Origin of the sequence: Pseudomonas iridis, from assembly GCF_017980685.1 — a bacterium.
Taxonomy (GTDB): Bacteria; Pseudomonadota; Gammaproteobacteria; order Pseudomonadales; family Pseudomonadaceae; genus Aquipseudomonas; species Aquipseudomonas iridis.
Genome location: NZ_JACXXO010000003.1, coordinates 208,014 through 233,745 on the forward strand (window position 1 = coordinate 208,014; position 25,732 = coordinate 233,745).

20 protein-coding genes are annotated in these 25,732 nt (G+C 58.4%); 11 read left to right on the plus strand and 9 right to left on the minus strand.

Annotated elements, in window-relative coordinates:
• The first annotated feature begins 256 nt into the window (after positions 1 to 256).
• Entirely contained in the window at positions 257 to 1,603 is a 1,347-nt protein-coding gene (locus tag IEQ42_RS08540) for an MFS transporter (protein ID WP_210703207.1), read from the plus strand.
• A 29-nt stretch (positions 1,604 to 1,632) separates the two neighbouring features.
• Positions 1,633 to 2,976, plus strand: a complete 1,344-nt coding sequence (gene gudD / locus IEQ42_RS08545; RefSeq protein ID WP_210703208.1) for a glucarate dehydratase — start codon at positions 1,633 to 1,635, stop codon at positions 2,974 to 2,976.
• A 177-nt stretch (positions 2,977 to 3,153) separates the two neighbouring features.
• On the opposite strand, the gene IEQ42_RS08550 is transcribed toward gudD, so the two are convergent.
• Complete coding sequence (locus tag IEQ42_RS08550) at positions 3,154 to 4,026, minus strand: LysR family transcriptional regulator (RefSeq protein ID WP_210703209.1); 873 nt, start codon at positions 4,024 to 4,026, stop codon at positions 3,154 to 3,156.
• Positions 4,027 to 4,186: 160 nt separating this feature from the next.
• Here IEQ42_RS08550 and ampC point away from each other — a divergent pair, with 160 nt between their 5' ends.
• Positions 4,187 to 5,353 carry a class C beta-lactamase gene (ampC, locus tag IEQ42_RS08555; protein WP_210703210.1) on the plus strand — a complete coding sequence of 389 codons (1,167 nt, stop codon included), beginning with the start codon at positions 4,187 to 4,189 and terminating at the stop codon, positions 5,351 to 5,353.
• Positions 5,354 to 5,450: 97 nt separating this feature from the next.
• Here the strand turns inward: ampC and IEQ42_RS08560 are convergent, their stop codons facing one another.
• Positions 5,451 to 6,011, minus strand: a complete 561-nt coding sequence (locus tag IEQ42_RS08560; protein ID WP_210703211.1) for a DUF4174 domain-containing protein — start codon at positions 6,009 to 6,011, stop codon at positions 5,451 to 5,453.
• Positions 6,012 to 6,217: 206 nt separating this feature from the next.
• On the opposite strand from IEQ42_RS08560, the gene IEQ42_RS08565 reads away from it, so the two are divergent.
• Positions 6,218 to 6,688: a GNAT family N-acetyltransferase gene (locus tag IEQ42_RS08565; protein ID WP_210703212.1), complete on the plus strand. Its 471-nt coding sequence runs from the start codon at positions 6,218 to 6,220 to the stop codon at positions 6,686 to 6,688.
• A gap of 34 nt (positions 6,689 to 6,722) precedes the next feature.
• Here IEQ42_RS08565 and IEQ42_RS08570 read toward each other — a convergent pair whose 3' ends face one another.
• The 4 genes from IEQ42_RS08570 to IEQ42_RS08585 form a co-directional block, all read right to left on the minus strand.
• Positions 6,723 to 7,049, minus strand: coding sequence for a hypothetical protein (locus IEQ42_RS08570; protein WP_210703213.1), 327 nt, complete (start codon positions 7,047 to 7,049; stop codon positions 6,723 to 6,725).
• Positions 7,050 to 7,058: 9 nt separating this feature from the next.
• Entirely contained in the window at positions 7,059 to 7,844 is a 786-nt protein-coding gene (locus IEQ42_RS08575) for a sulfite exporter TauE/SafE family protein (RefSeq protein ID WP_210703214.1), read from the minus strand.
• A 1,119-nt stretch (positions 7,845 to 8,963) separates the two neighbouring features.
• On the minus strand, positions 8,964 to 10,178 hold the full coding sequence (locus tag IEQ42_RS08580) for an MFS transporter (RefSeq protein WP_210703215.1): 1,215 nt from the start codon (positions 10,176 to 10,178) through the stop codon (positions 8,964 to 8,966).
• A 211-nt stretch (positions 10,179 to 10,389) separates the two neighbouring features.
• On the minus strand, positions 10,390 to 11,139 hold the full coding sequence (locus IEQ42_RS08585) for a hypothetical protein (RefSeq protein WP_210703216.1): 750 nt from the start codon (positions 11,137 to 11,139) through the stop codon (positions 10,390 to 10,392).
• A gap of 246 nt (positions 11,140 to 11,385) precedes the next feature.
• On the opposite strand from IEQ42_RS08585, the gene IEQ42_RS08590 reads away from it, so the two are divergent.
• The 3 genes from IEQ42_RS08590 to IEQ42_RS08600 all read left to right on the plus strand — a co-directional run bounded on the left by IEQ42_RS08590 (position 11,386) and on the right by IEQ42_RS08600 (position 14,045).
• Positions 11,386 to 12,534, plus strand: coding sequence for an aldose epimerase family protein (locus tag IEQ42_RS08590; RefSeq protein ID WP_210703217.1), 1,149 nt, complete (start codon positions 11,386 to 11,388; stop codon positions 12,532 to 12,534).
• 194 nt (positions 12,535 to 12,728) lie between these two features.
• Positions 12,729 to 13,550 (plus strand): aldo/keto reductase, encoded by an 822-nt coding sequence (locus IEQ42_RS08595; protein WP_210703218.1) that lies wholly within the window; start codon positions 12,729 to 12,731, stop codon positions 13,548 to 13,550.
• A gap of 24 nt (positions 13,551 to 13,574) precedes the next feature.
• Positions 13,575 to 14,045, plus strand: a complete 471-nt coding sequence (locus IEQ42_RS08600) for a DUF1810 domain-containing protein (protein ID WP_210703219.1) — start codon at positions 13,575 to 13,577, stop codon at positions 14,043 to 14,045.
• On the opposite strand, the gene IEQ42_RS08605 is transcribed toward IEQ42_RS08600, so the two are convergent.
• Entirely contained in the window at positions 14,010 to 16,370 is a 2,361-nt protein-coding gene (locus tag IEQ42_RS08605) for a DNA polymerase II (protein WP_210703220.1), read from the minus strand. The two genes, IEQ42_RS08600 and IEQ42_RS08605, sit on opposite strands and share 36 nt — an antisense overlap.
• 182 nt (positions 16,371 to 16,552) lie before the next feature.
• Here IEQ42_RS08605 and IEQ42_RS08610 point away from each other — a divergent pair, with 182 nt between their 5' ends.
• Positions 16,553 to 18,937 (plus strand): RHS repeat domain-containing protein, encoded by a 2,385-nt coding sequence (locus tag IEQ42_RS08610; RefSeq protein WP_210703221.1) that lies wholly within the window; start codon positions 16,553 to 16,555, stop codon positions 18,935 to 18,937.
• Positions 18,904 to 19,278: a YwqJ-related putative deaminase gene (locus IEQ42_RS08615; RefSeq protein ID WP_210703222.1), complete on the plus strand. Its 375-nt coding sequence runs from the start codon at positions 18,904 to 18,906 to the stop codon at positions 19,276 to 19,278. Before IEQ42_RS08610 ends, IEQ42_RS08615 begins: the two co-directional genes overlap by 34 nt.
• Positions 19,279 to 19,325: 47 nt before the next feature.
• On the opposite strand, the gene IEQ42_RS08620 is transcribed toward IEQ42_RS08615, so the two are convergent.
• Entirely contained in the window at positions 19,326 to 24,053 is a 4,728-nt protein-coding gene (locus IEQ42_RS08620) for an NEL-type E3 ubiquitin ligase domain-containing protein (protein ID WP_210703223.1), read from the minus strand.
• 116 nt (positions 24,054 to 24,169) lie between these two features.
• On the opposite strand from IEQ42_RS08620, the gene IEQ42_RS08625 reads away from it, so the two are divergent.
• Positions 24,170 to 24,469 carry a hypothetical protein gene (locus IEQ42_RS08625; protein WP_210703224.1) on the plus strand — a complete coding sequence of 100 codons (300 nt, stop codon included), beginning with the start codon at positions 24,170 to 24,172 and terminating at the stop codon, positions 24,467 to 24,469.
• Between the two features lie 5 nt (positions 24,470 to 24,474).
• Positions 24,475 to 24,915 (plus strand): CBS domain-containing protein, encoded by a 441-nt coding sequence (locus IEQ42_RS08630; RefSeq protein ID WP_042560061.1) that lies wholly within the window; start codon positions 24,475 to 24,477, stop codon positions 24,913 to 24,915.
• 69 nt (positions 24,916 to 24,984) lie between these two features.
• Here the strand turns inward: IEQ42_RS08630 and IEQ42_RS08635 are convergent, their stop codons facing one another.
• Entirely contained in the window at positions 24,985 to 25,608 is a 624-nt protein-coding gene (locus IEQ42_RS08635) for a glutathione S-transferase (RefSeq protein ID WP_210703225.1), read from the minus strand.
• Positions 25,609 to 25,732 lie beyond the last annotated feature (124 nt).

The following is a 25,732-nucleotide window of genomic DNA, read 5'->3' on the forward strand; positions in this document are numbered from 1 at the left end:
GGAAAAACGCATTCAGGAATTAAGCGTTTCGCTGAACCAACATGCGGAGCTGTTCAAAAGACACGCCCGCGCAACACAAGAAAAACCCAGTAAAAACGGACTTTACGACCCAAAAAAGCATAAGAAATCTGCCTCTCCAAAGAATTTAGTCGGTCCTTCCCACTTGTAGGACAAAAAAACCTAGTTGTATGATGTCTATCAACAACGCAGCACCCAGCCCTACCCCGCATAAAAATAATCAGTGGGAGAAAACCTAGTGAAAACCTCCGTCTCCGGGATGAACGAGGGCGTTGACCCAACGCTGGCGTCCGCCATCTCGAAAGTGAAACGCCACGTCTTGCCGCTCTTCGTGATCATGTTCATCGTCAATTACATTGACCGGGTGAACATCGGTTTCGTCCGTACCCATATGGAACATGACCTGGGCATCGGCGCCGCCGCTTACGGCTTCGGCGCCGGCCTGTTCTTCATCGGTTATGCGCTGTTCGAAGTCCCCTCCAACATGCTTTTGCAGAAGGTCGGCGCACGTATCTGGCTGACCCGAATCATGTTCACCTGGGGCGTGGTCGCTACCTGCATGGCGTTCATCCAGAACGAAACCCACTTCTACATCCTGCGTTTCCTGCTCGGTGTCGCCGAGGCCGGGTTCTTTCCCGGGGTGATCTACTACTTCACTCGCTGGCTGCCCGGCGCCGAACGCGGTAAAGCCATTGCGATTTTCCTCAGCGGCTCGGCCATTGCGTCCCTGATCTCCGGCCCGCTGTCCGGCCTGCTCCTGCAAATCAACGGGCTGGGCATGCACGGCTGGCAATGGATGTACTTTATTGAAGGGATGTTTTCGGTGTGCCTGTGCGTGTTCGTCTGGTTCTGGCTCGACGCCAAACCTCACGATGCAAAATGGCTGAGCCGCGCCGAACAGGACGCGCTCGTCACGGCCATCGACGACGAACAGAAGGCCCGCGAAGCTGCCACACCGATCCGGCCATCAATGGGCAAACTGCTCAAGGATCGGCAGATCATCCTGTTCTGCCTGATCTACTTCTTCATTCAATTGACGATCTACGCCGCGACCTTCTGGCTGCCGAGCATCATCAAGAAGATGGGCGAACTCAGCGATGTGCAGGTCGGCTTGTTCAACTCGATTCCGTGGCTGCTGTCGATTGTCGGCATGTATGCCTTCGCCTCCCTCTCCACCAAATGGAAACACCAGCAGGCATGGGTCGCCGCTGCGCTGCTGATCGCTGCAGCGGGGATGTTCATGTCCACCACGGGTGGGCCGATCTTCGCCTTCGTTGCGATCTGCTTTGCGGCGCTGGGTTTCAAGTCGGCTTCGTCGCTGTTCTGGCCGATTCCGCAGGCTTATCTGGATGCCCGGATTGCCGCCGCCGTGATAGCGCTGATCAACTCGGTGGGCAACCTCGGCGGCTTCGTTGCGCCGACCACTTTCGGTCTGCTCGAAGAACACACCGGCTCGATTCAGGGTGGCCTCTACGGCTTGGCCGCTACCTCGATCATTGCCGCGATCATCGTCTTCTTCGCCCGCACCAAGCCCAGGCCGGCTGCGGATATTGCTATAGCTGAAACTGCGCCGAAACACGCCTGATTCTGAAAGATACGAAAAGGATAAAAACAATGAACGCACACGACACCGCCAAAGCCCCGATCATCACTGACATGCAGGTCATTCCGGTGGCCGGCCACGATGGCATGCTGCTTAATCTGAGCGGCGCCCACGGGCCATTTTTCACCCGCAACATCGTCATTCTCAAGGACAACGCCGGCCACACCGGTGTCGGTGAAGTACCCGGTGGCGAGCGCATTCGCCAGACGCTGGAAGACGCACGCAGCCTGGTCATCGGCAGCCCGATCGGCACGTATCAAAAGATGCTCAACCAGGTGCGTCAGACCTTTGCCGACCGCGATGCCGGCGGCCGCGGCCTGCAAACCTTCGACCTGCGCATCACTATTCACGCGGTCACCGGCCTCGAAGCCGCACTGCTCGACTTGCTCGGTCAGCACCTCGACGTGCCAGTCGCGGCGCTGCTCGGCGAAGGCCAGCAACGCGACGAAGTGAAGATGCTCGGCTACCTGTTTTACGTCGGCGACCAGCACGAAACCGACCTCGCCTACCGCAGCGAACCGGACGCCGACAACGACTGGTTCCGCGTACGTCACGAGAAGGCCATGACCGCCGAAGCCGTGGTGCGCCTCGCCGAAGCGGCCCACGCGAAATACGGCTTCAAGGATTTCAAGCTCAAGGGCGGCGTGCTCAGTGGCGACGCGGAAATCGAAGCGGTCACGGCGCTGGCCGAACGCTTCCCGCAGGCGCGCATCACCCTCGACCCGAACGGCGCCTGGTCACTCAAGGAAGCGATCCGCTTGTGCCGCGACCAGCATCAGGTTCTGGCGTATGCGGAAGACCCGTGCGGTGCGGAAAACGGTTATTCCGGCCGCGAAGTCATGGCTGAATTTCGCCGCGCCACCGGCCTGAAAACCGCCACCAACATGATCGCCACCGACTGGCGCGAAATGGGCCATGCGATTCAGTTGCAATCGGTGGACATCCCGCTGGCCGACCCGCACTTCTGGACCATGCAGGGCTCCGTGCGCGTGGCGCAGATGTGCCATGAGTGGGGACTGACCTGGGGCTCGCACTCCAACAACCACTTCGATATTTCGTTGGCCATGTTCACCCATGTTGCGGCGGCAGCACCGGGTGAAATCACCGCCATCGACACCCACTGGATCTGGCAGGACGGCCAGCGCCTGACCAAGGCACCGCTGCAAATCGTCGAAGGTTGCGTGCAGGTGCCGAAGGCATCGGGGCTGGGTGTGGAAGTGGATATGGATCAGGTGGCCAAGGCTCACGAACTGTACAAAGGCATGGGCCTTGGCGCGCGGGATGACAGCGTGGCGATGCAGTTTCTGATTCCGGGCTGGAAGTTCGATAACAAGCGGCCGTGTCTGGTGCGCTAACGCTTCACTGACATCACGGATCTCCTGCACTCTCAATTTTGCAGGAGGTAGGTGATTGCCGGTCCGAGACATAAACCTGTGGGAGCTGGCTTGCCAGCGATGACGTCAACACGGGCAACATTGAAGGTGACTGACCCAACGCTATCGCTGGCAAGCCAGCTCCCACAGGGTCGTGTGCTAGAAAGCGATTTGTAGCAGCCAGTTTTTAAACGCATTCATCGCCGTCGTCTCCGGCCGCGACTGTAACCGCGTCAGCCAGTAACTCCCGGTAGTGATCTCGATCGCGAACGGCTGGCGGATTGTATCCGCCGCCAGTTGCCGGGCAAACATCAGCGGCGGGGCCAACGCCACGCCACTGCCCTGCAACGCCGCTTCCATCATCGCCAGCGACGAGTCGAACATGATGCTTTGCGGCGGCGCGGCCTGTGTCGCCAGACCTGCCGCCTGAAACCACGCTGGCCATTCATCAGTGCGATAGGAACGCAGCAACGTCTGCTGCAACAGATCCCCCGGCATGTGCAATTGCCGGGCGATCTCCGGCACGCACAGCACTGATAGCGGCGCATCGAGCAAGCGCATCGCCTCGATACCGTGCCAGGCGCCAGCGCCAAAGCGGATCGCATAATCCAGCCCTTCGGCGGCAACATCCACGCGATTGTTGTGCGTCGACAGCCGTAAATCTATGAGCGGATGTTTCGCCCGGAAGTCCGCAAGCCTTGGCAACAGCCAACCCACGGCGAAAGTGCCGACCGCACCGACGGTCAACATCTCGCGATACTGTCCACCGGCAAGGCGTTCGAGGATCTGCGCGATGTGATCAAACGAGGTGCTTAACACCGGCAGCAACGTTTCGCCTTCACTGGTCAGCATCAGCCCGCGGGGCAGGCGTTTGAACAGTGTTACGTTGAGCTGCGCTTCGAGGCTTTTGACCTGATGACTGACGGCAGCCTGAGTCACGCACAGCTCCACGGCAGCTCGAGTGAAACTCAAGTGACGCGCCGATGCTTCGAAAGCGCGCAGTGCATTGAGCGGCAATTGCGGTCGAATCATGCCCAGCCCCTAATTTTTCTAATGGCTAATCCAAGATTTCGTCGTTTGTCGATTCACGTCGGACTGCCTAAATTGTCGGCGCTGATCAGCCGCCCATTACAAAAATCGCCCGCAGTGTAGCGCGATACCACCATCAACACTCATGGAGAGTGGTTCACTTATGTCATCCATCAACCTGACCAAAGCCTTTTCCTGTAGCGCGTTCGGACTGTTATTCGGCGCTGCAACCTGCCTCGGCGCCCCGCAAACGGATGAGCAACTGCAAGCGCTGGTCAAAGCCGCCGTCACACCGGTGATGCAGCAACAGAACATTGCCGGCCTGGCCGTTGCACTGACCATCAACGGCCAGCCGCATTACTTTAACTACGGCGTCGCCGCCAAGGACACCGGGCAGAAGGTCAGCGAAAACACCCTGTTCGAAGTCGGCTCGGTGAGCAAAACCTTCACCGCGACATTGGCCGGTTACGCGCAGGCCACGGGCAAACTGGATTTGTCGACCAAGGCCAGCACGCTCTGGCCGGAACTAAAAGGCAGCGCCTTCGACAACATCAGCGTGCTGCAACTGGGCACCTACAGCGCGGGCGGTTTGCCGCTGCAGTTTCCTGCTGATGCGGACTCAACGGACAAGATGCTCGGCTATTACCGGCAGTGGAAACCGGCCTATTCGCCGGGCAGCCATCGCCTGTATTCGAACCCCAGCCTCGGCCTGTTCGGCTACCTGACGGCAAAAAGCCTCGGTCAACCCTTTGCTCAGGCCATGACTGAAACCTTGCTGCCGAAGCTGGGCCTCAAGCACACCTTCATTGAAGTGCCCGCCTCAGAAGCGAAGCTCTACGCGCAGGGTTACGACAAGAACGACAAACCGGTTCGCGTCAGCCCCGGTGCACTGGACGCCGAAGCCTACGGCATCAAGACCAGTGCGGCGGATCTGCTGCGCTACGTCGAGGCCAACCTCAAGCCTGCGAACCTTGAACAGCCGCTACAAAAAGCCATCGCCGCGACCCACACCGGTCACTACACCGTCGGCGATATGACACAGGGTCTGGGCTGGGAGCGTTATCACTACCCGATCAGCCTGGAGAAGCTGCAGGCCGGCAACTCGACGCCGATGGCGATGGAGCCGCACAAGGTCAAATGGCTGACCCCGCCACAGCCTGAGCCGGCCAATGTGCTTTACAACAAAACCGGCGCAACCGGCGGTTTCGGCGCGTACGTGGCGTTCGTGCCATCGAAGGATATTGGCATCGTGATTCTGGCCAACAAGAACTACCCGAATGCGGAACGGGTGAAGATTGCGCATGAGATTTTCAGTGCGCTGACCAATTAAAGATCAAGAGATCGCAGCCTTCGGCAGCGCCCTTTTTGCAGGCAATAAAAATGGGCGACCTTTAGAGGTCGCCCATTTTTTGATTCAAGTCGAACCCTCAATCATTTGGCATTTCTGGCGCCTTGGCAGGTTTGCCCGGCTTGGCGCCTTTCGCACCTTTGGCCGGTTCAGGTTCGGCAGCGGCCGGGGCCTGGGCTGCTGCTGCGGCGGCCGCTTCTTTCTCGGCCATGGGCATGGCGTCGATTGTGTCGAAGATTTTCTTCAGGTCGATGGTCTTTGCGTCATCTCCCGAGGCGGAGAGTTTGGTCTCGCCGTCCTTGCCCACCAGGAACACTTTCGGATAAGCCCCGGCGCCCAGCTTCAGCGAGCGCAGCAGGGCCATGGTCTCTTGCTGGCCCATGTCCTTGCCGTCGAGCTGACCCGACATACTGAGAATGGTGTAAACCTTGATATTGCGATCGGCGACGCCCTTTTTGTTGGCCGGGTCGTCCAGCGACGTTTTCAGGTTCAGCCACACGGGGTCGGCGGTGCTTTGCGCGATCACGATCAGCGGTCGGGCGCGGCCCATGTCTGCGGCAATCGGCGAATCGTTGTCAGCGGCGAACAGGGGGCCGGCAACTGCCAGCAAGAGTGTCAGGGTCAGTGACCTGATGAGCATGCGCATCTCCTTTTGATATCCACGCTCTAATGATTGCGCATCGCGGCGATTGTTCCGGCGTATCCGGCAAATATCTGTCGCCCTGCCAGAAGCTTAGGTCAGCCCCGACATTGCGCAACTGCACAAACGCGATTGCCACGCCAATTTGATTACCGTTCATGAGCGCATTAGGGTGGCTGTTCTGCTCACGAAATGGAGGTCACCGCGTGCACATTGATTACCTGTGCGATCACCCTGAATTGATCGAAGAACTGGCTGAACTCAACTTCAAGCAATGGAGTGGCTTTCGTCCCGGCGACACCCTTGCTGCCCGCACCGAACGCATGCGTGCGGCGTGCGGCAAAGGTGCGATCCCCAGTGTCGTGGTTGCGATTGAAGACGGCCGGTTGCTGGGCGGCGCACTGCTGATCGACAGCGACATGAAGGTCCGCCCCGAACTCACGCCCTGGCTGGCCGGGGTTTATGTGAAGGCTGAAGAACGTGGCCGCGGGATTGCTTCGCAACTGGTCAAGCGCATTGTTGAAGAGGCTGAGGCGCTGGATGTGCCGGAACTGTACCTGTACACCGACGCAGCGCAGTCGCTGTATGCGCGGCTGGGTTGGGAGGTGGTCGAAGAGATGGTTTACGAAAATTTGCCGGTGACCGTCATGAAATACATCACGCGAAAACCAACATAAGAAGAAATCTGTGGCGAGGGGATCTAGCGCGACGTCAGTCCAGTGCCGAATCGAGTGCCGCCAGTAGATGTGCGGATTCGATCAAACGCTCGCCGAGTCTGATTACCCCGCCGTCCAGATCAATGCTCACCGTCACCGACGCGCGATCGCCAGGGTATTTGCGCAGTAGCAAGTCGATGCCACTGACCGTCTCCTGCGCTGTGCCGATCAAATCCCATACGCTGTCGCTCAGATCCATCAATACCTGCTGACGCTGCCGATCAACCACCAGCGGCGCATACAGCCAATGGCTCATGCGCATCTCGCGAGGTTCGACAGTGATGGCGATACGGCCATCGCAGTGCACAGTGGTTTCGCTCATGGTTGTCGATCAAAACGCCAGTTTATAGCCGATCAATACCAGCATCGTCGCCAGGCAGGGTCGCAGCACTTCGTCGGAGATGCGGCCGGTCAGGTGGCTGCCAAGCCAGATGCCTGGCAACGAACCGATCAGCAAAAAGCCCAGCACGCTCCAGTCCATGTTGCCCATGCTCGCATGGCCGAGGCCGGCGACGAGGGTCAGCGGTACGGCGTGGGCGATTTCGGTGCCGACCAGGCGGCGGGTCGGCAGCAGCGGATAGAGGATGAACAAGGCCACGGTGCCGAGTGCGCCGGCGCCGATCGAGGTCAGGGCGACCATGGTGCCAAGGATCAGGCCGGTGATCACCGTCATCACGTTCAGCCGCGAACCGCTCGGGTTGTAGTTGCCGCCAGCGCGTTTGTGGGCGAAGTCCAGCAAGCGTTTTTTGAAGAAGATCGCCAACGCCGTGGCAAACAACACAAAGCCCAAGGCTTGTTTGATGATGGCGTTCATCGCGTCCGGCGCGGTGTGCAGCGTGCTGAGAAACCACAAGGTCATGACCACCGCCGGCACGCTGCCGAGGGTCAACCAACCGGTGATGGCCCAATCGATATTCTTGTTCTTCTTGTGAACAATGACGCCACTGGATTTGGTAATGGCCGCGTACAGCAGATCGGTGCCGACCGCCGTTGCCGGGTTGATGCCGAACCACAGCAGGATCGGCGTCATCAACGAACCACCGCCGACACCGGTCATGCCGACAATAAAACCCACCACCAGCCCGGCAATCACCAGGCCGAAATTTGCCAATTCCATTAAGACGTCCAGAAAAACGACTAGAAAAATCTGGTCCGCAGCATAGCGATTTTTCTTATAACCACATATATCGATGCGGTCTATCGTTATGCCCAATCACCAACTCCCCCTGTAGAAGCTGCAGAGGGCTGCGATCCTTTGAAGGTCGCGCTTTCTGGTTTTTGGGAACTTTGGTTGCGCTTTTTTTGTGTCTTGGCGGCCTGTGGGCCGACCAGGTTGTTGGGGGGCGTGTGTGAATATCCGTTTTTTGGGTGATGGCTGAGTAGGGTTCCGCCCTTACGGCGGGTCACCTTTTCCAAACGCCGAAAAGGTAACCCAAAAGGCTTTGCCCTGACGTTCGGCCCACTCGCTGGGGCTCGGGGTTCCTTCGCTCCGGGATCCATCCGGGGCATCGATTCCGGTTTGCTTCGCTGCACCTCCTTTCGATGTCTTCCCCGGATGAACCCCTACGCTCAGCCTGCCGACGGGCCTTTAAGATCAAGAGCTGCACTCGAGCTAACGCTCATTGTGTTGAGTGGTGGGAGAGCGATGCGGTCGGCATTGGTTTTGTGGTGGATTTTCCCTCACCCCCAGCCCTCTCCCGAGGGAGAGGGAGCCGATTTCTGTTGGTTAGAAAACTTATATTCGACTCAGGATCCCAGTCCGGCATCCTTCTACCAAACAACGCGATCAGTCCCCTCTCCCTCCGGGAGAGGGCTAGGGTGAGGGGCTCTTGATCTGGCCTTGGCTCTTGATCTGGCTTTTGATCTTCTGCCCCTTCGGCAGGCCGAGCGTAGGTGTTCATCCGGGGGGCAGGCGCGCAGCGCCGTGCGGCGAAGCCGCATTCATCGAAAGGAGGTGCAGCGCAGCAAACCGTAGGCGATGCCCCCGGATGGACACCGTAGCGAGGGAACACTGAGCCTAAGCGAAGTGCCGTACGCCGGGGCAAAGCCTTTTGGTTCCTTTTTGGCGTTTGAAAAAGGGACTCGCTGTAAGAGCGAAACCGCCAGCGGCAACACCCGCAGCAACGGATATACCCCCAATCCCGATCCCAATCCCAATCCGGCGTTCAGGTGCTCCACGACGAACGCAACAAGAAAGATCAAAAGATCGCAGCCTTCGGCAGCTCCTACAGGGGGATCAGTGTTGGCGTCGTCCGGGTTTGAAGCTGTGATGGCTGTTGATCCACACGGTTGCCAGCGCAATCAGCGACAGAATCAGCAGCGCCCACGGAAACGACATCGCCCCCGCTCGATCCAGCAGTAAGCCGCCAAACAGCCCGCCTCCGGCGATTGCCACGTTCCAGGAAGTCGTCAGCATTGCCTGCACCACATCGACATGGTCGCCAGCAGAATCCGCCGCTGCCGTCAGCAACAACGTCGCCGAACCACCGAAGGACAACCCCCACACCGCCATGCAGCCGTAGATCACCCATGGCGACGGATTCGCCAGGGCCAGCACCAGCGCTGTCACGGCAAACACCGCGAGGCTGATCAGGGTCAGCCAGCGCAACCAGCGATCCACCAGCATGCCGATGATCCAGATTCCCACCAGCGAACACACGCCAAACACCAGCAGCACCAGATCGACACGTCCGGCGAGTCCGGCCTGCATCAAAAACGGAGAAATGTAGGTGTAGAGAATGTTGTGCCCGAGCATCCACGTCAGCACCACCAACAACACCGGGCGCACACCCGGCAGACGCAGAGACTGCATCAATGGCAGACGCTCGGCACTGGCCTGCCCCGGACGATCGGGCACCGCCACAACAATCCACGCCGCCAGCACCAGGGCCAGTGCCGACATTATTCCGAACGAGGCGCGCCAACCGATCAGATGGCCCAGCCACGTTCCCGCCGGTGTTCCCAGGGAAAGCGCCACTGGTGTGCCGAGCATGGCAATCGCCAGGGCTCGCCCCTGCTGATGCACCGGCACAATCCCGCGGGCGTAGCCGGCCATGATTCCCCACGACAGCCCAGCCGCCATACCGGCGAGAAAGCGCGAGGCCAGCGTCAGGCCGTAATGACTGGAGAACGTGGTGATGGTGTTGAACAGCAGAAACCCGCCAACCGTCATCAACAGCACCCGGCGCCGTGGCCAGCCACGGGTGGCCACGGTCAGCGGAATCGCCGCAACAATCGAACCCAGCGCATACAGCGTCACCAATTGCCCGGCGAGCACTTCGCTGACGTTCAGTCCGGCGCTGATTTGCGGCAGCAATCCGGCCGGCAGGGTTTCAGTGAGGATGGCGATAAACCCGGTCATGGCGAAGGCCAGCAACGCGGCATAGGGCAGTTTGTCGGCGCGGGTCGCGTGGTCGACACGGCTGAAATCGGCGCTTGCGGGGTCGGTCATGACGGATGCAGCTCCATTTGGATCAAAATTAGCGAGTGATTGTATACAAGTTATCCGACTACCGATCAACCCAATCCCGCTGACAACACTATCTCCCCTGTAGAAGCTGCCGAAGGCTGCGATCTTTTGATCTTGATCTAAAAAACCAAAATCAAAAGATCGCAGCCTGCGGCAGCTCCTGCATTTATTGGCCAGCAGCGTATCCACAGATTTATTGCACCGGGAGGAAGTTGAGGAACAGCAAACTCTGCGCGTAATTGAGCCCGATCCGCCGGTAGCGTTCATCAAGCATTTGCGTCAGCAGATCCAGGCGCGCAACGATTTTGCCGAACTCCACGGCAAAACTCAGGTTGCTGCCCTCCTCCGAGATCTCATTGGAAAACAACAGCGGCTGGCCTTCCTTGTTCTGACGCTGCGACAGAATCCACGTGGCTTTTTCGATGTTGCGCGCCGCGTTATGCACGAACGTCGGGTCAATCGCGTCCGTCATGTAGAACTGGGTTCGATTGCCATGGGCCGTCACCAGCATGCTGCCGATGGCATAAATGAACGCGCCGACGCGGTCACCACGAAACTCCGGGCTCATCGCATAGCTGAGCGCCGCGAGGTCCTTTCTGCCGCCGAGCACCGGCAATGGTTGTTGCTGCTCGATGGCCAGTCGTACCTGCTTGACGGCGGCGTGAATGTTGAGGAAACCCGACTTGCGCAACTCGTCCGGGTTGCGCAGGTACAGCTTGCCCATCAACCGGTAAAGACTGCCAAGGTTGTCGCGCATCGCCAGCGTGGCCATCCGGTCGACGCTGGTCTGCAGAAATTCCTGCGGCTGCCCTTCGCGGATCTGGTTGATGAAACCGTTACCGTCCTGATGGCTACAACCGCTGACCAGCAGCGACGACAAACACGCCAGCAACAGGCACGGGCGACGGATAAATCGGGTGATCAGCTTAAACACTCTCGGCATGAATTCTCGAACAGGCACATTCCTGTGCGGCGGGAGTCACCGCATCCTGGCCATGGATAGAGCCGCTGATTGCGCAAAAGTGCAGTGCTGGTGTTATTTCCCGACCTTCGGCGTGACACAGCAATCCATTTAGTCCGACTTTATTTTTGCAATAAACGTTTAATCCGCTATAAATTCTCACTCGAACGATAAATAGCATGACTATTGCCACCCCCTACAAAACAACAACAAAAAGGAAGGTCAACCATGATTCAATCCCGTCACCTGCTCTCCGGCCTTGGACTGTCCCTGATGATCGCCACCCTCTCTGCCAACGCGGCCGGCCTGAGCGCCGAACACAAGGCCTTCGGCAAAACCAATGACGGCACGCCCGTCGAGCAATACATCCTGCGCAACAGCCATGGCATGCAAGCCACGGTCATCACGTACGGCGCAACCCTGCAATCGCTGCAAGTGGCGGACAAGAACGGCAAGTTCGACGACGTCGTGCTCGGCTTCGACGATGTGCAGGGCTACCAGAAAGGCACCGCGTACTTCGGCGCGACCATTGGCCGCTTCGGCAATCGTCTGGCAGAAGGTGCTTTCGAACTCGACGGCAAACGCTATCAAGTGCCGCAGAATGACAAGTCCAACGCCTTGCACGGCGGCACTCAGGGCTTCGATAAAAAGGTCTGGAAAGCCCAGGAAACCAAAGACAAGGATTCGGTCGGCGTGACCCTGACCTATCTGTCGGTGGACGGTGAAATGGGTTTCCCCGGCAACCTCACCACCGAGGTGACTTATCGCCTCACCGACAACAACGAACTGCGCATCGACTACAAGGCCAGCACCGATAAGCCGACAGTGCTGAACCTGACCAACCACAGCTACTTCAACCTCGCCGGCGCCGGTAATGGCGACATCCTCAAGCAAGTCGCGACCTTGCATGCCAGCCATTACACGCCGGTCACCGGCAAACTGATCCCCACCGGAGAGCTGGCGCCAGTGGCCGGTACACCGATGGACTTCAGCAAACCGACCGCCATCGGCACGCACATCAAGGCGGATCATCCGCAACTGAAATTTGCCGAGCCGAAACAGGGTGGCTTCGATTTCAACTGGGCGCTGGATACCAAAGGTGATGCGAGCAAACTGGCCGTCGAAGTCAGCGACCCACAGTCCGGCCGGCATCTACAGCTGTTCACCAGCGAACCGGGCGTGCAGTTCTACACCAGCAACTTCCTCGACGGCACGGTCAAGGGCAAGGGTGGCAAGGTCTACCCGCACTGGGGCGCGTTTACCCTCGAGACCCAGCATTATCCAGACTCACCGAATCAGCCGAACTTCCCCAGCACACGGCTGGACCCGGGGCAGGCTTACGCGCATAGCGTGGTGTTGAAGTTTTCTGCGAAGTAGAAGCTGAAGATCAACAGATCGCAGCCTGCGGCAGCTCCTGCAGTTGTTTGGGTACACCGTTTGAATGGCGGTGAATCCAACCCCACCTTTAGGAGCTGCCGCAGGCTGCGATCTTTTGCTTTATGAAGCTCATGGAACCCCTGCGCTATCCTGCTGCCCACTAAGGTATTGACCCTTTCAGGCAGGAGGTTTGAATGCGTACCCTCGAATTGGCTGGCGTGCAGGTCCCGGTGATGGGCCAGGGCACTTGGCGTATGGGTGAGGATCGTTCGGCCCACAAGCGCGAAGTTGCCGCCTTGCGCAGCGGCATCGAACTGGGCATGACCCTGATCGACAGCGCCGAAATGTACGCCGAGGGCGGCGCCGAAAGTGTGGTCGGCGAAGCCATCGCCGGTCTGCGCGATCAGGTGTTTCTGGTCAGCAAGGTCTACCCGCACAACGCCAGCCGCAAAGGCATCCCGCAAGCTTGCGAACGCAGTCTGCGTCGGCTGGATACCGATTACATCGACCTCTATCTGCTGCATTGGCGCGGCCAGTATCCGCTGGATGAAACCGTCGAGGCTTTCGAACGCCTGCGCGAAGAGGGCAAGATTGGTCGCTGGGGCGTGTCGAATTTCGACGTCGATGACCTCGAAGAACTGGCGTCTCCTGCCTGCGCGACCAATCAGGTGCTCTACAACCTTGAAGAGCGTGGCGTCGAATTCGACCTGCTGCCGTGGTGCCAGCAACAGCGCCTGCCGCTGATGGCTTACTGTCCGATCGGTCAGGGCGGCGCGATGCTGGCCAACCCGGTGCTGAAACAGATTGCCGCTCGTCACGGCGTCACCCCGGCGCAGGTGTCGCTGGCGTGGATTCTGCGTCAGGATGGCGTCATTGCGATTCCCAAGGCTGTGCGGCCGGAACATGTGCAACTCAATGCACAAGCTGCGCAGCTGCAACTGGAGGCCGGGGATCTGGCGGCGCTGGACCAGACGTTTCAAGCGCCACAACGCAAGCAGCGGCTGGCCATGGTCTGAGCTGACGACTGGCCGAGGTTCCGTATGAGAAGCACTGATCATCACGACCCGTTTGACCTGCAACGATTCGTCCAGGCTCAGGACCCGGTATTTGACCGGGTCCAGCGCGAACTCGGAGCGGGTCGCAAACGCAGCCACTGGATGTGGTTTGTCTTCCCGCAGTTCGCAGGGCTTGGCGGCAGTGAAATGTCCCGACGCTTCGCCATCGGGTCTGCCGCAGAAACCCAGGCCTACCTCGATCACCCATTGCTCGGCGCACGACTGCGCACCTGCACGCAGCTTGTGCTGAATACCGGCCAGCGATCCATTACAGAGATTTTTGGGCATCCCGATGACTTGAAATTTCACTCCTCGATGACGCTCTTCAGCCAGTTTTCCGCTGGCGAAAGCCTGTTCAATCAAGCCCTCGATCGCTACTTCCATGGGATCCCGGACGAATGGACGCTGCAACTGCTGGACTCAAAAGAGGCCCAGTTGCCCCCCGATCAGGGTTGAAAAATCATCGTCGACGAAGGGCAGGATCGCGTCCGCCACCGGTTGCAGCTGCCGGGTGATGTAGTGGTCGTAATCGATGGTTGAACGTCGCACTTCCAGCGGTTCCGGACCGGCCAGGGTGATGACGTAGCTGATCCAGCCGCCATTCTGGTATTGCCGTGGACGGCCGTGCTGCGTGTTGTATTCGTCGGCCAGCCGCGCGGCGCGCACATGGGGCGGCACGTTGCGTTCGTAATCATCGAGGGTGCGACGCAGGCGCTTGCGATAGACCAGCCGATCATCGAATTCCCCGGCGAGGGTTTTGCGCACGTAATCGCGCACGTAATCCTTATACGGCTTGCGCTGGAAGATTCGCTCATACAGCTCCTGCTGGAACTGCCGGGCCAGGAGCGACCAATCGGTGCGCACGGTTTCCAGGCCTTTATAGACCATCTCATCTGTACCGTCCGCGCGCGTTACCAGACCGGCATAGCGCTTCTTGCTGCCCTCCTCTGCGCCGCGAATGGTCGGCATCAGGAAGCGTTTGTAGTGAATTTCAAACTGCAATTCGAGCGCACTTTCCAGCCCGTACTCTTCGCGCACATGCTCGCGCCACCAGTCGTTGACGTGCTTGACCAGGATATGGCCGATCGTCGCCGCCTCCTCCTGACCATGGGCGCGACGCAGCCAGACAAAGGTCGAATCGGTGTCGCCGTAGATCACCGCATGCCCCTGCTCTTCGATCAGCTTGCGCGTGCGCAGCATGATTTCGTGTCCGCGCAGCGTGATGGATGAGGCCAGCCGCGTATCGAAGAAGCGGCAACCGCTGGAGCCAAGCACGCCGTAGAAGGCATTCATGATGATTTTCAAGGCTTGCGACAGCGGCGCGTTGTGCTCGCGTTTGGCGGTCTCGCGACCCTCGGCGACCCGCGACACAATCGACGGCAGACAATGCCGGGTGCGCGAGAACCGTGCGCCCCGAAAACCCGGCACCGAGTCCGCATCGTCCGGGTGCTGCAAGCCTTCGATCAGCCCCACCGGATCAATCAGGAATGTGCGGATGATCGACGGATAAAGACTCTTGTAGTCGAGCACCAGCACCGATTCGTAGAGGCCCGGTTGCGAGTCCATGACAAACCCGCCGGGGCTGGCCTGCGGCGGATTGGTCCCGAGGTTCGGCGCAACAAACCCCTGGCGATGCATCAGCGGCATATACAGGTGCGTGAACGCCGCTACAGAGCCGCCGCTGCGATCCGCCGGCAGGCCGGTGACGCTGGCGCGCTCAAGCAAAAATGTCAGCAGTTCAGTCTTGGCGAAGATCCGCGTGACCAGTTCGCAGTCCTTGAGGTTGTATTTGGCCAGCGCCGGTTTGTCCTCGGCGAACATGCGGTTGATCTCGTCCATGCGCTGGTACGGATTGTCGATGGCCTTGCCTTCACCGAGCAGGGTCTGGGCGACGTTTTCCAGGCTGAACGAGGGAAAGCTCCACGTCGCCGAACGCAGGGATTCGATGCCATCGATGATCAACCGCCCCGCCGCCGAGGCGAAGTAATGATTGCGGCTGCCGTGCTCACGCCACTGCATCTCCTCACCGCCACGACCGATTTTCAGCGGCACGCCCAGGCGCCGTGCGTGTTCGTGAAGAATGCGTAAATCGAATTGCACAACGTTCCAGCCGATGATTGCGTCAGGGTCGTGCAGCGCGAACCAGTCGTTGAGCTTCTTCAGGATGACCGTGCGTGAATCGCAATATTCAAGGTCGAAGTCGACGATGCTGTCATCGCCATTCGCCGTGCCGAGCATATAGACCTGACGCTCGCCGCAGCCTTCCAGCGCAATGGAATACAACTCGCCGTTTTCGGTGGTTTCAATGTCCAGCGAGACCAGCCGCAGCTTCGGCCGGTAGTTGGGGTCGGGCTTGAGTTGAGCGTTGAGCAATATACCGTTAGCGTCGGGTGTGCCACTGAACAACACCGGGGCGGTGATGAAACGCTCCATCAGGTAGCGCTCGGGCGGACGGACATCGGCCTCGAAGACATCGACGCCGGCGCGGGTGAGCGCGGTTTCCAGGCGCATCAACTGGCCGTGTTGCTGGCAATACAGGCCCAGCACCGGACGATGTTCGAAATCCAGCAGGGCCAAAGGTCGCAGTTCGACGTTTTTTTCGTCGTGCAGCAGGCGTTCGGCCGCTTCACGCTGCTCGGCAGGTATAAACGCCACCGACGGCTGATGCGGCAAACGCACACGGCGCGGCCCGGCATCGGTCGCCAGCCAGAACTCGACTTCGGTGCCGGCGGGGGTATCGCGCCAATGCCGGGTCAGGACGAAGCCCTGCTGTAAATCCACCACTGCGACCTCAGAAATTGAAACAGAGGGGCATTCTACGCGGCATTCGACCATTGGGTGGCGCGCAAAGCATGGTTGGCAACGGTGCGACACCTGTCAGAGTTGACAGGTTACACACCGTGCCAGAGTTGCTAGATTGGCCTTTGCCTCCATGCGATGCCATGCGTCGAAGGAAATGAGAAATGGATCTCTCCGTTCATCGCCGCACCCCGTCGGTCAGCGTGAACGACGGCCGGGGTCTTCCTGTTCGTCAGATCGCCTATTTGCGAAAGGTGCCAGGGGCGGCCGCACAGTCGTTGATCACCCGGCAACGTCACGACGCCGCAGGCAGAGCGATAGAGCATTGGGATCCACGACTGTTCGCAACAGCGCCAAAAGCCAATTTGACGACCATTCATGACATGGCAGGCCAATCGCTGCAGCTCAACAGCGTCGATTCTGGCTGGAGCCTGGGTTTGCATGGTTTGGCCGGGGAAGTTGTCCGGCGTTGGGATGCCCGAGGGAATCGATGGAGCAACCGCTACGACAATCGTTTGCGCTTGCAGGGCATCAAAGTGAACGACGGGCCTGAGATGGAGACCATGCGCTATGGCGCCGCCGATGCAGATGCCGAGAAAAACCTGCGCGGCCAATTGCTCCACAAAGTCGATGCCTCAGGTTCTCTGGATTACAGCTCGTTCAGCCTCAATGCCCTGCCTCTGGAAGAAACCCGCACGCTGCGTGATGCCGGTGTCTACACCACGCGTTGGCGCTACGGGGCCAACGGCGCAGCACTGAGCCAGACGGATGCAAGTGGCCATCAGCAATGCTCACGCTATGACGTCGGCGGGCAACTCCAGCAGGTGACTCTCAAGATCAGCGGCGACGATGCTGTGAAAGACATCCTCAAACACGCCCGATACAACGCCGAAGGCGAGAAAATCGAACAAATCCTGGGCAACGGCGTGGTGTGCAATTGGGAATACGATGGCGCCAACGGTCGCTTGAATGGCATCAAGGCAGGTCTGCCCGGCCAGGCCTTGCGGCAAAATCTCGAATACCAATACGACAAGGTCGGCAATGTTGTCGGTCTTCTGGATCGCACCGTTGACCCAGTGTTCTTTGCCAACCAGCTTATCGACGGCCAGCGCGACTTTAGCTATGACTCGCTCTATCGCCTGATCCGCGCCACCGGACAGGACGTCATGCCCCCGACCGGCATGCCCGGCCGTGCATTACCGAGCGATCCCAAAAACCGCCTCAATTACACCCAGACCTACGAATATGACACCGGTGGTAACCTGATCAAACTGGTTCACGCCCGGGCAATCGCTGGCTACACCCATCACATGTTCATCGACCCGAACAGCAATCGTGGCGTGCGCTGGAAAGAAGGTGACCCACCGCCCGACTTTTCCACGCAGTTCGACGCTCATGGCAACCTGCAAGCCTTGCAACCCGGCCAGGGTTTGCAATGGAATGTCCTGGATGAACTGGCATCGGTCACGTTGATCGAACGCGAATCCGCCCTGCCCGACAAGGAAACCTATCGCTACAGCGGCGGCGCCCGAGTCTTCAAACACCACGAGACTCAGGGCTCAACCACGACGCACTTTCATCAGGTGCGTTACCTGCCGGGGATCGAGATCCGCACTCGCGAAACAGGTGAAGAGTTGCACGTCATCACGTTACCGAGCCTGATCGGCAACGTCCGCTGCCTGCATTGGCTCAGTGGCCGCCCAGGCGAAATCAACAACAATCAACTGCGCTATTGCCTTGAAGACAGTCAGAGCTCCACCCTGATCGAACTCGACCAGAATGCACGCCTGATCAGTCATGAACACTATTACCCGTTTGGGGGAACGGCCTCACTGGTCGCCAATTCGAGGACGGAAGTCAGCTACAAGACCATTCGTTATTCAGGCAAGGAACTGGATGACACCGGCCTCTATTATTACGGCCGACGCTATTACGCACCGTGGTTGCAGCGCTGGATCAGCGCCGATCCGGCAGGGGCGGTGGATGGGTGGAATCTGTATGCGATGGTGGGGAATAACCCGACGAGTTTTGTTGATGAGTTCGGGTTGAATGACAAGTTGAACGAAAGAGTCAGTAGTCGAACAACGAGTATGATAAGTGCAGGAAACGAACCTGTTGATTCCAGACCAGCCAAGCAAAAGAGGCGATTACTTGAAAACCCTGATAGGCGGTTCACCAAAAAATACAGGAATACTCAAGCCGTAGCCCATGCGGGAGCTCTGATACCTGGCACAAGTTCAGACCAGGACATTATCGTCACTGACTTTTTTAATATTTCGCTGGAAAGGGCGGAATTCACAGAAAAGGAACACGGCTTCCATATCACAAGACAGAGTGACAACAATCTGGACTCAAGCGAACTCGCTTCACTTGGGGTTTTCCAGGTTGACGACTTGAACGAATTTGCAAGCTTCATGGCAAAGCTCTATATCAACCGGCTGGCGGACAAGGATCTGGCTGTAAAAATCTACAACGGGGAATCGTCAGAGCCTCAAAGCCTCAAAGCCTCAAAGGAATGGAATATGAAGTACCTCTTCTCCATGATGTAACACTTGATCGCATGAAGCGTCACATAGAAGCCAGCAATAACCGAATACCCATGAGTCGCGGGCTTCCAGGAGCTCATGCGGAAGTGCAGGCAGCCAACGCAGCTCTTTATATCCAACAACATCTTACGGGCTCGACCAACCCGAAAGAGATCTCGATAGTGACCCAGAAGTTGCAGCAAGCTGACTACGCACAGGCATTTGAAGCGTGCTACAACTGCACCGGCCAGTTGGTCGCGACTTACGATAACGCTGTTGTTCCCTTCGACGTACTATCGGGAGCCACAAATCAGGACCACGAACATTGGATAAACCAACAGAAAACTCTTTCCGGGTGGAAATAAGTTTCAGTAACTAAAAAAGGCCTGTTTCGGAAAACAGGCCTTTTTTTTCATACAGCTATCGACTGCTTTGATAATAGGCCTTGGGTCAATGCTTTCAGCAAAGCCTTGCGTTCCTCGTTTAATCCGACAAGTTCGCGCTCATAAACTTGCTGTGAAACGGTGCCTGCCGAATACCGATCAAGCAACGCCTCCGCCTTCGCGTCGTACACCTGCGCATTCTGCTTAAACGCCTGCGTATGCCTCCCTTTCAGATACTTACGCCAGAACCGCTGTTCGATCATTCGGTTGACCAATCCGTCCCCCGCCTCAAGCGACAACACCGTTTGATAAGCCTCGTCGATCTGCGTCTCACTGACTTCAGCGATGCTGCGAAACAACATTCCCCGTGACTGCCACGGCAACTCGAGCCGATCAGCCAGACCGGTCTGAAATGCCAGATAGACTTCCACTTCATCAATGCTGCCCGTGAATTCACCGTCCTCATCAAGTGCAATAAAAGCTTCACCAGCCTCCAGGCGGGTCTGAATGTTGGCGCGGGCAACGTCGTTAACCATGTCCAGGCGAGACTTGCCCTGCGCCAATTGCACCAGACTGAACTCGACCTGCTCGGGGCTGCCCGCCAGCCAGGCTTCATGGATCAGAACCTTGATCCCCATCTCATTGAAAATCTGTGCCCCGGCGTCCGCGCAAGAGTCAGGATTACTGGCCATGCGGAACAATTCTTCACGCAGTTGCGTGTTCTGTGTCGCGGCATCCAGCATTCGCCACACCCGCTCGGTCAGCGCCGGACGCGCCTCCTCGGCGATGTAGTCTGCTGACTCCGCGACTTTTTCCAGCACTTCAAAAAAACCCTGGGAATCAGGCTCGTGCTCCAACTCATCCCACACTGTTTGCTTGCGCTGACGCGGCTCGCCCGTGACGCCCTCCAGCCAATGCGCACTGGTCTGCTCGCCCTTCGGCGGATAACTGCGAGCGGGGTCGTAGCCCACCGAGCGCATATAGGCATGAAATTGTTCGCGGCCCTGATCGGACAGACGTTCACGACTCAAACGGGTGCGCGCTATCAATCGCGCCTGCTCCGAACCGGGTACTACCTGAGGAACCTGTTCGATTGGATTGCCTTGCAGATCCAGATCGAACGCCCTTGAACGCGGTGCCGTGAACAGGCCTGTCGGCCATTCGGTAATCCCGGTGTCGTGCAGATCGAGGATTTGCAAGTCTGCCATCGCACTGACATCCGGTGCCCGCGCCAGCATCGGATTCGCGCCCAGCCTCAAGGTCTGCAAGCGGGTCAGATGGCTGAGTTCAGTGACGTTTGCGGCCGTCAGCGTCAGTTGGTTGTTGCCCAGATCCAGTGTTTCCAAAGCGTGCAGATGGCCTACCCGACGGGGTAATGCGGTGAGGGAGTTTTCGCTCAGGTTCAGGACCTTCAATTTGGGGAAGTAGCCGAGGAACTGGCTGATATCAATGCGCAACTGCGCATGACGAAATTGCAGCTCGCTGACGTGCGCAAACTCAACGTCAAGCGTCGGCAGGTACTCAAGAAAATCACTGGTCCAGTGAAAATCCAGATCCAGCGTGTAGCCGCCCTCTCCCGCCGTTTCAGCGGCCTGCCAGCATTGGCTGAGTGCCTTGGCGAAACGCCGTTTGTGAAAACGCTGATCCATCGGCAGCAATTCGCCGCGCTCGATGGCCACCCAGTCATCAAGGGTTTTCTGCAGATGTTTGAACGCCAATTCCCGCCCCCGGATGAGCCGTAAAGCGTCGGCAGGTGTTCCGGATGCTCGCACAAACTCATTGAAGTTAGCCGTCGTGGCCCGCGGATAGAGGCTTTTGAACCGATCCTCCGGACTCGACTCACCGCCCGTGCCTAATAGCCGTTCAGTGATCAACGTGTAGCCTGGATTTTGGGTTTTTTCGACGGCGATTCGAAGCGGTGAGTCGTCGAGCAGATCGCGCAGCTCTGCACGGGTTATGGACGATTGCTGAAGGTTGCTGCGCAAGCGCTGACCTTCACCGATGCCAAGCCCCAGACTGTCGCGTTCGGCATCCGGCAATGCCTGCAACACCGCATCATAAAAATCACCCGCGCCGTGCAAACTATTGCCCTGCGCGTCGTAGGGCTGGAACTGGTTCTGCACCGTGCGCAGCAGTACTTTGCGAATGGGTGCCGAGGTCGGTCCGACGCTGTCGATCAGCAGTCCGTCGAACGATTGGTTGCGAATTTCGATCAAGACCTGCGGCGACCAGCCCGGTAACTTTCCCAGACTGTGCAGCGCCAATCGGTAGCTGTCGAGATTGGCATTGGCCGGCAAGTACAGCCCCTCCCAGGCCCGGGTCGTGCGCCATTCATGCATCGCTTCACGGGCAGCCTGTTTCAAGCGCAAGGACAATTGTCCCTGCTCGCTGGCCAACTGCTTTTCTGCCGGCAAGACATCCGTCAGTAAATTGCTCACAAGCTCGTTCGGCAGCTGGGGAAACTCATTGCGCAGCAACACGCTTTCGGCAGAAGGCACGGCAGTCGGCACCTCCAGCCATTTGACGTGGCTATCCACCAACGCTGTTCTTTGCGCCCTTGCCGATTCGACGATCAAGGCGCGCAGCCTCGCAGCACGTACGTTCGCAGCGATAACGCCACGACCAAACTCTTCTTCCAGCAACACGTTGATGTCCTGCTCGCTCAACAGGGACAACAGCGTGGCGGACAGGTCTGCGACGGTGCCGTGGTCGAGCTGCAAATTGATCGGCGTTTTACCTGCCAGTGATGACGATTGCCACAGCACGTTGCCTTGCTCATCGAGCCATCGCAGCGAGAGCTTTTCAGGCCATTGTTTGTGCCCCGTCAGCAACTGCAGTTGCATCCGCACATCGGCCTTGCCATGGATCTGCAAGTCGTCACTGCCAAGCTGTGCAATGAACGTTTCAATGAACTGATCGGCAGTAAAACGCTTGATCGTCGCCGCCAGCATCGCGGGCGGCTGTTCACGTTCAACGTGCAGTTTGCGCAATGTCGACTCATCCACACCGCTGACGATGCGGATCTGTTCCAGCGACTGTTCGGAAAAACCGTCGACCTGATGACCGAGACGCCGCATCAACTGACTCCCCTGCCAGGCCTGAGGTTGTTCGGCTTCATGCACCCAGGCGCCAGCACCGTTGTGGCTAAGACGGGGGGCATAGGCATCGCTGCGCTGCGGATGCTGGATGCGGTAATCATCCGATCCGGGCTCCGGGCGAATAACGAACGTTTCGCCCTCCAGCGGCAATACCTGCTGATCGGCCTGACGATAAATGCCCATGGCGTCAGGCCGGGCCGATTCACTCAAGTCCACCGACTGTGAATAGCGCCGCAGATCCGAATCCCATAACCGCGAGCGACCATCCGCCATATCGACAATTTTCATGCGGCCGATCAAGGGCGACGCCTTGGGCGAGACCACCGCCCCCACCAGTTGCCCACCCACCAGGAACGCACCCAGCTGAATCAGGCTTTCCACCACGCCGAGCACATGTTCGAACGCCTCAGTACGCAGTCCTTGAGCCCACTCGACGATCCCTTCGAACGTTTCATCCAGCAACTGGTAGGCGGTGTACGCAAGCATCAATTCACCCAGACCAGGTACAAACGGCGCGGCGACAAATGCCCCCACCTCCAGCACGGTCAGCGCGACGTTGAGGAAGCTGTCCCAGCGAGCCCAGCGTGAATTGGCGTCCTCATCGCCAGTGGGGACTGCCCGCGTTCGAGCGTCGGCAAACAAGGTGTTCAACTTCTGCTGAAACTGGTGAAACCAGAACTCACCCTTGATTCGCGCATACCCGATCTGCAGAGCAGGTTTCAGAACAGGCGCTGGGCGCCAGGCCGGCAGTTGCTGAGAAGGAACCGGTGCATGCCATTGCAGTTTTAATAGCCGATTGTTGAGCTGAAAAAACAACTGGCCTCGGTGCTGATGCGGCACGAACCGGCTGAAGAATCGCTGGTATTGCGGTGAGCGCAGCTGTCGTGTCAGCTCGACGCCGAACTGGGTCGAAGACGCGTACTGCTTCAGCGGATGCTCGGGATCATGGGGGACATAGGCAATGACCGGAACAGTCGTTGAACTGTGCTCAAGATCGGCGCAGACCAGCACAATCCCTGGCAACTCGACGCCCATCATCGTCAATGCATGGCAGTGGACTGCCCGCCCTTTCCAGAATAACCGTCGATCTCCCGCAGCCCACCTCTCTACCAGGCGATGAGCGTCGTGATCAATATCGCCTTTGATCAACGCCAGCCCATTGCACAGGCGCAGGGTGCTCTTCTCGTTAGCCTCGACCTTTATTTTCAGGACGGCGCTGGCAACGGGATTGGCCGGATCGAAAAAGTCTTCGAGATATCTCTGATAAGCGGCACCGGCGTCCAGCTCCCGGCACAACGCGGTAAAAGCCGCGACGGACATTCTGGCCTTGATCGGCACGACGTCGAATTCTCCGGAGTCCGAAGGTCGGGTAATAAAGTCGCTCGCCGGGTCGTAATATTCTGCTCGGGTCTCTTTCAATTCGAAATTGTGCAGACAGCACTCAAGCAGGGTCAGGGTGCGCACCTCGAAGCCCCCCGTCATCCCGGTCGAACGGTAAAGCCTTAGACACGTCGAGCTGACGTCTACGGTGATGTCATAGCGGTCTTTCAGCGCAGCGGTCAGCAACCCATGGGCAAACGCTTCGACTTCGGTCAGCCGCGCGAAGACTTTGTCCACCGCTTGCCGGGCAGTCCAACTCGCTGCAAGGGCGCTTTTCATCTCGTCGCGTTGCGCTGACGAGGCAGAGTGAAACCAAGGCTGGTCTGGCACTGTGGCCTGCTTTAACGCGTCCCTGTGCAGTGCTGTTCAATAGCCAGTCTGGAACATTCCCGGCAATGAAGCTGAATGTGGCATTGCCAGCCAGAGAATCCGGCAGCGATGGCACGATATTTTTGTTGCTCAAATTCAAGCCAGGCATCGAAATTTTCATCCATGAAATTCAGATGCCCGAGTCTATCCAAGACGCAGAAACGCCATCGCGCCCTTCTGTATCAATACGTGCACAGGCCAAGAAGCGGCCATGCGTGGAAAAAAACGGCCAAATGACGTTTTTTGCGTGCTATCTGCCGCTTTGCCACCTTGCCCTGCGCGCCAGCGTCTACGATGCTTGGATAACAACGACAACACCTGAGTAACCGCCATGAAGACCGTCGCCCAACTGCTCAAGCTCAAAGATCAGAAAAACCAGGAAGTGCACCAGATCAAGCCAGATCACATGGTGCTTGAAGCGCTGATGAAGATGGCCGAGAAAAACGTCGGTGCCCTGCTGGTGGTGGAAGACGACAACGTGGTCGGCATCATCAGCGAGCGCGATTACGCGCGCAAACTGGTGCTGCATGGCCGCTCATCGGTGGGCACGCCGGTTCGCGACATCATGGTGGCGAACGTGATTACCGTTGATACCCACCAGACCGTCGACACGTGCCTTAGCATCATGTCGGACAAGCGCCTGCGCCACTTGCCCGTGGTGGAGAACGGCAAGTTGATTGGCTTGCTGTCGATTGGTGACCTGGTCAAGGAAGCGATTGCCGAACAAGCCGAACTGATCAAGCAACTGGAGCAATACATTCGCGGGGAGTGATCTCCCGAAACACCACGATCCCCTGCAGGAGTGAGCCTGCTCACTCCTACCATTGGATTTACCGCGTGTTCACACGGGCCAATGCCGCGCAAACACCGGCGCCAGCACCGGATGTCGATCAATGCGCTGCAACCACGCATAAAACCCCGGACGGGTCTGACGCAGATGCTCGCGGCTGCCCGCCCAGCGCGTCACCACCGCCGCCAGCACGTCCAGCGCACCCGGTGTTTCGTCGTCCAGGTACAGCTCGGCGGAGAACTGGTCGGCAAACACTTCCCAACTCCAGTGCAATCGCTGGCGAGCGCCGGCGATCAGGTTCTGCCGCGACGCTTCGTCGGGCATCACCAGCCAGCGCTCGGGATAGTCGACGACGCCGATCGCCGCGTAGCAATTGCTGACGATGTAGACCAGACCGCGAATGGCCTGATCGCGCTCGTCCGCCTTGGCCGGCAGCAAACCCGATTTGGGAAATGTCAGGCCCAGATGAATCAGAATCGCCGCGCTCTCGGTGAGCACGCTGCCATCGGGCAATTGCAGGGTCGGGATCTGCTTCAGGGGATTGAGCTTCGCCAGATCCTCGGCGGCTTCGGTACTGGCTTCGATATCAATGAAGCGATAAGCGATCTGACACAACTCCAGCGCCGCTTCGATGGCGGCTGCGCCTGAGTTGCGATGTCCGTAGAGCTGATACATACCCCCTCCTCAATCCCCGACAGGCCTCTGATGTAGCACTATTTATAGCTGTTGTATCCGATTTGGCCCGATTTTCCCATGCACTCGTAGCTGCGAATCAAACCTCGCAAGAAAGCGCTGGCGG

What these genes read in the sequence shown, in the direction of transcription:
- gudD (WP_210703208.1), top strand. Translation starts at nt 1,633, where the DNA reads ATGAACGCACACGACACCGCCAAAGCCCCGATCATCACTGACATGCAG.
- IEQ42_RS08550 (WP_210703209.1), bottom strand. Translation starts at nt 4,026, where the DNA reads ATGATTCGACCGCAATTGCCGCTCAATGCACTGCGCGCTTTCGAAGCA.
- ampC (WP_210703210.1), top strand. Translation starts at nt 4,187, where the DNA reads ATGTCATCCATCAACCTGACCAAAGCCTTTTCCTGTAGCGCGTTCGGA.
- IEQ42_RS08560 (WP_210703211.1), bottom strand. Translation starts at nt 6,011, where the DNA reads ATGCTCATCAGGTCACTGACCCTGACACTCTTGCTGGCAGTTGCCGGC.
- IEQ42_RS08570 (WP_210703213.1), bottom strand. Translation starts at nt 7,049, where the DNA reads ATGAGCGAAACCACTGTGCACTGCGATGGCCGTATCGCCATCACTGTC.
- IEQ42_RS08575 (WP_210703214.1), bottom strand. Translation starts at nt 7,844, where the DNA reads ATGGAATTGGCAAATTTCGGCCTGGTGATTGCCGGGCTGGTGGTGGGT.
- IEQ42_RS08580 (WP_210703215.1), bottom strand. Translation starts at nt 10,178, where the DNA reads ATGACCGACCCCGCAAGCGCCGATTTCAGCCGTGTCGACCACGCGACC.
- IEQ42_RS08585 (WP_210703216.1), bottom strand. Translation starts at nt 11,139, where the DNA reads ATGCCGAGAGTGTTTAAGCTGATCACCCGATTTATCCGTCGCCCGTGC.
- IEQ42_RS08590 (WP_210703217.1), top strand. Translation starts at nt 11,386, where the DNA reads ATGATTCAATCCCGTCACCTGCTCTCCGGCCTTGGACTGTCCCTGATG.
- IEQ42_RS08595 (WP_210703218.1), top strand. Translation starts at nt 12,729, where the DNA reads ATGCGTACCCTCGAATTGGCTGGCGTGCAGGTCCCGGTGATGGGCCAG.
- IEQ42_RS08600 (WP_210703219.1), top strand. Translation starts at nt 13,575, where the DNA reads ATGAGAAGCACTGATCATCACGACCCGTTTGACCTGCAACGATTCGTC.
- IEQ42_RS08610 (WP_210703221.1), top strand. Translation starts at nt 16,553, where the DNA reads ATGGATCTCTCCGTTCATCGCCGCACCCCGTCGGTCAGCGTGAACGAC.
- IEQ42_RS08615 (WP_210703222.1), top strand. Translation starts at nt 18,904, where the DNA reads ATGGAATATGAAGTACCTCTTCTCCATGATGTAACACTTGATCGCATG.
- IEQ42_RS08620 (WP_210703223.1), bottom strand. Translation starts at nt 24,053, where the DNA reads ATGAAAAGCGCCCTTGCAGCGAGTTGGACTGCCCGGCAAGCGGTGGAC.
- IEQ42_RS08625 (WP_210703224.1), top strand. Translation starts at nt 24,170, where the DNA reads ATGAAGCTGAATGTGGCATTGCCAGCCAGAGAATCCGGCAGCGATGGC.
- IEQ42_RS08630 (WP_042560061.1), top strand. Translation starts at nt 24,475, where the DNA reads ATGAAGACCGTCGCCCAACTGCTCAAGCTCAAAGATCAGAAAAACCAG.
- IEQ42_RS08635 (WP_210703225.1), bottom strand. Translation starts at nt 25,608, where the DNA reads ATGTATCAGCTCTACGGACATCGCAACTCAGGCGCAGCCGCCATCGAA.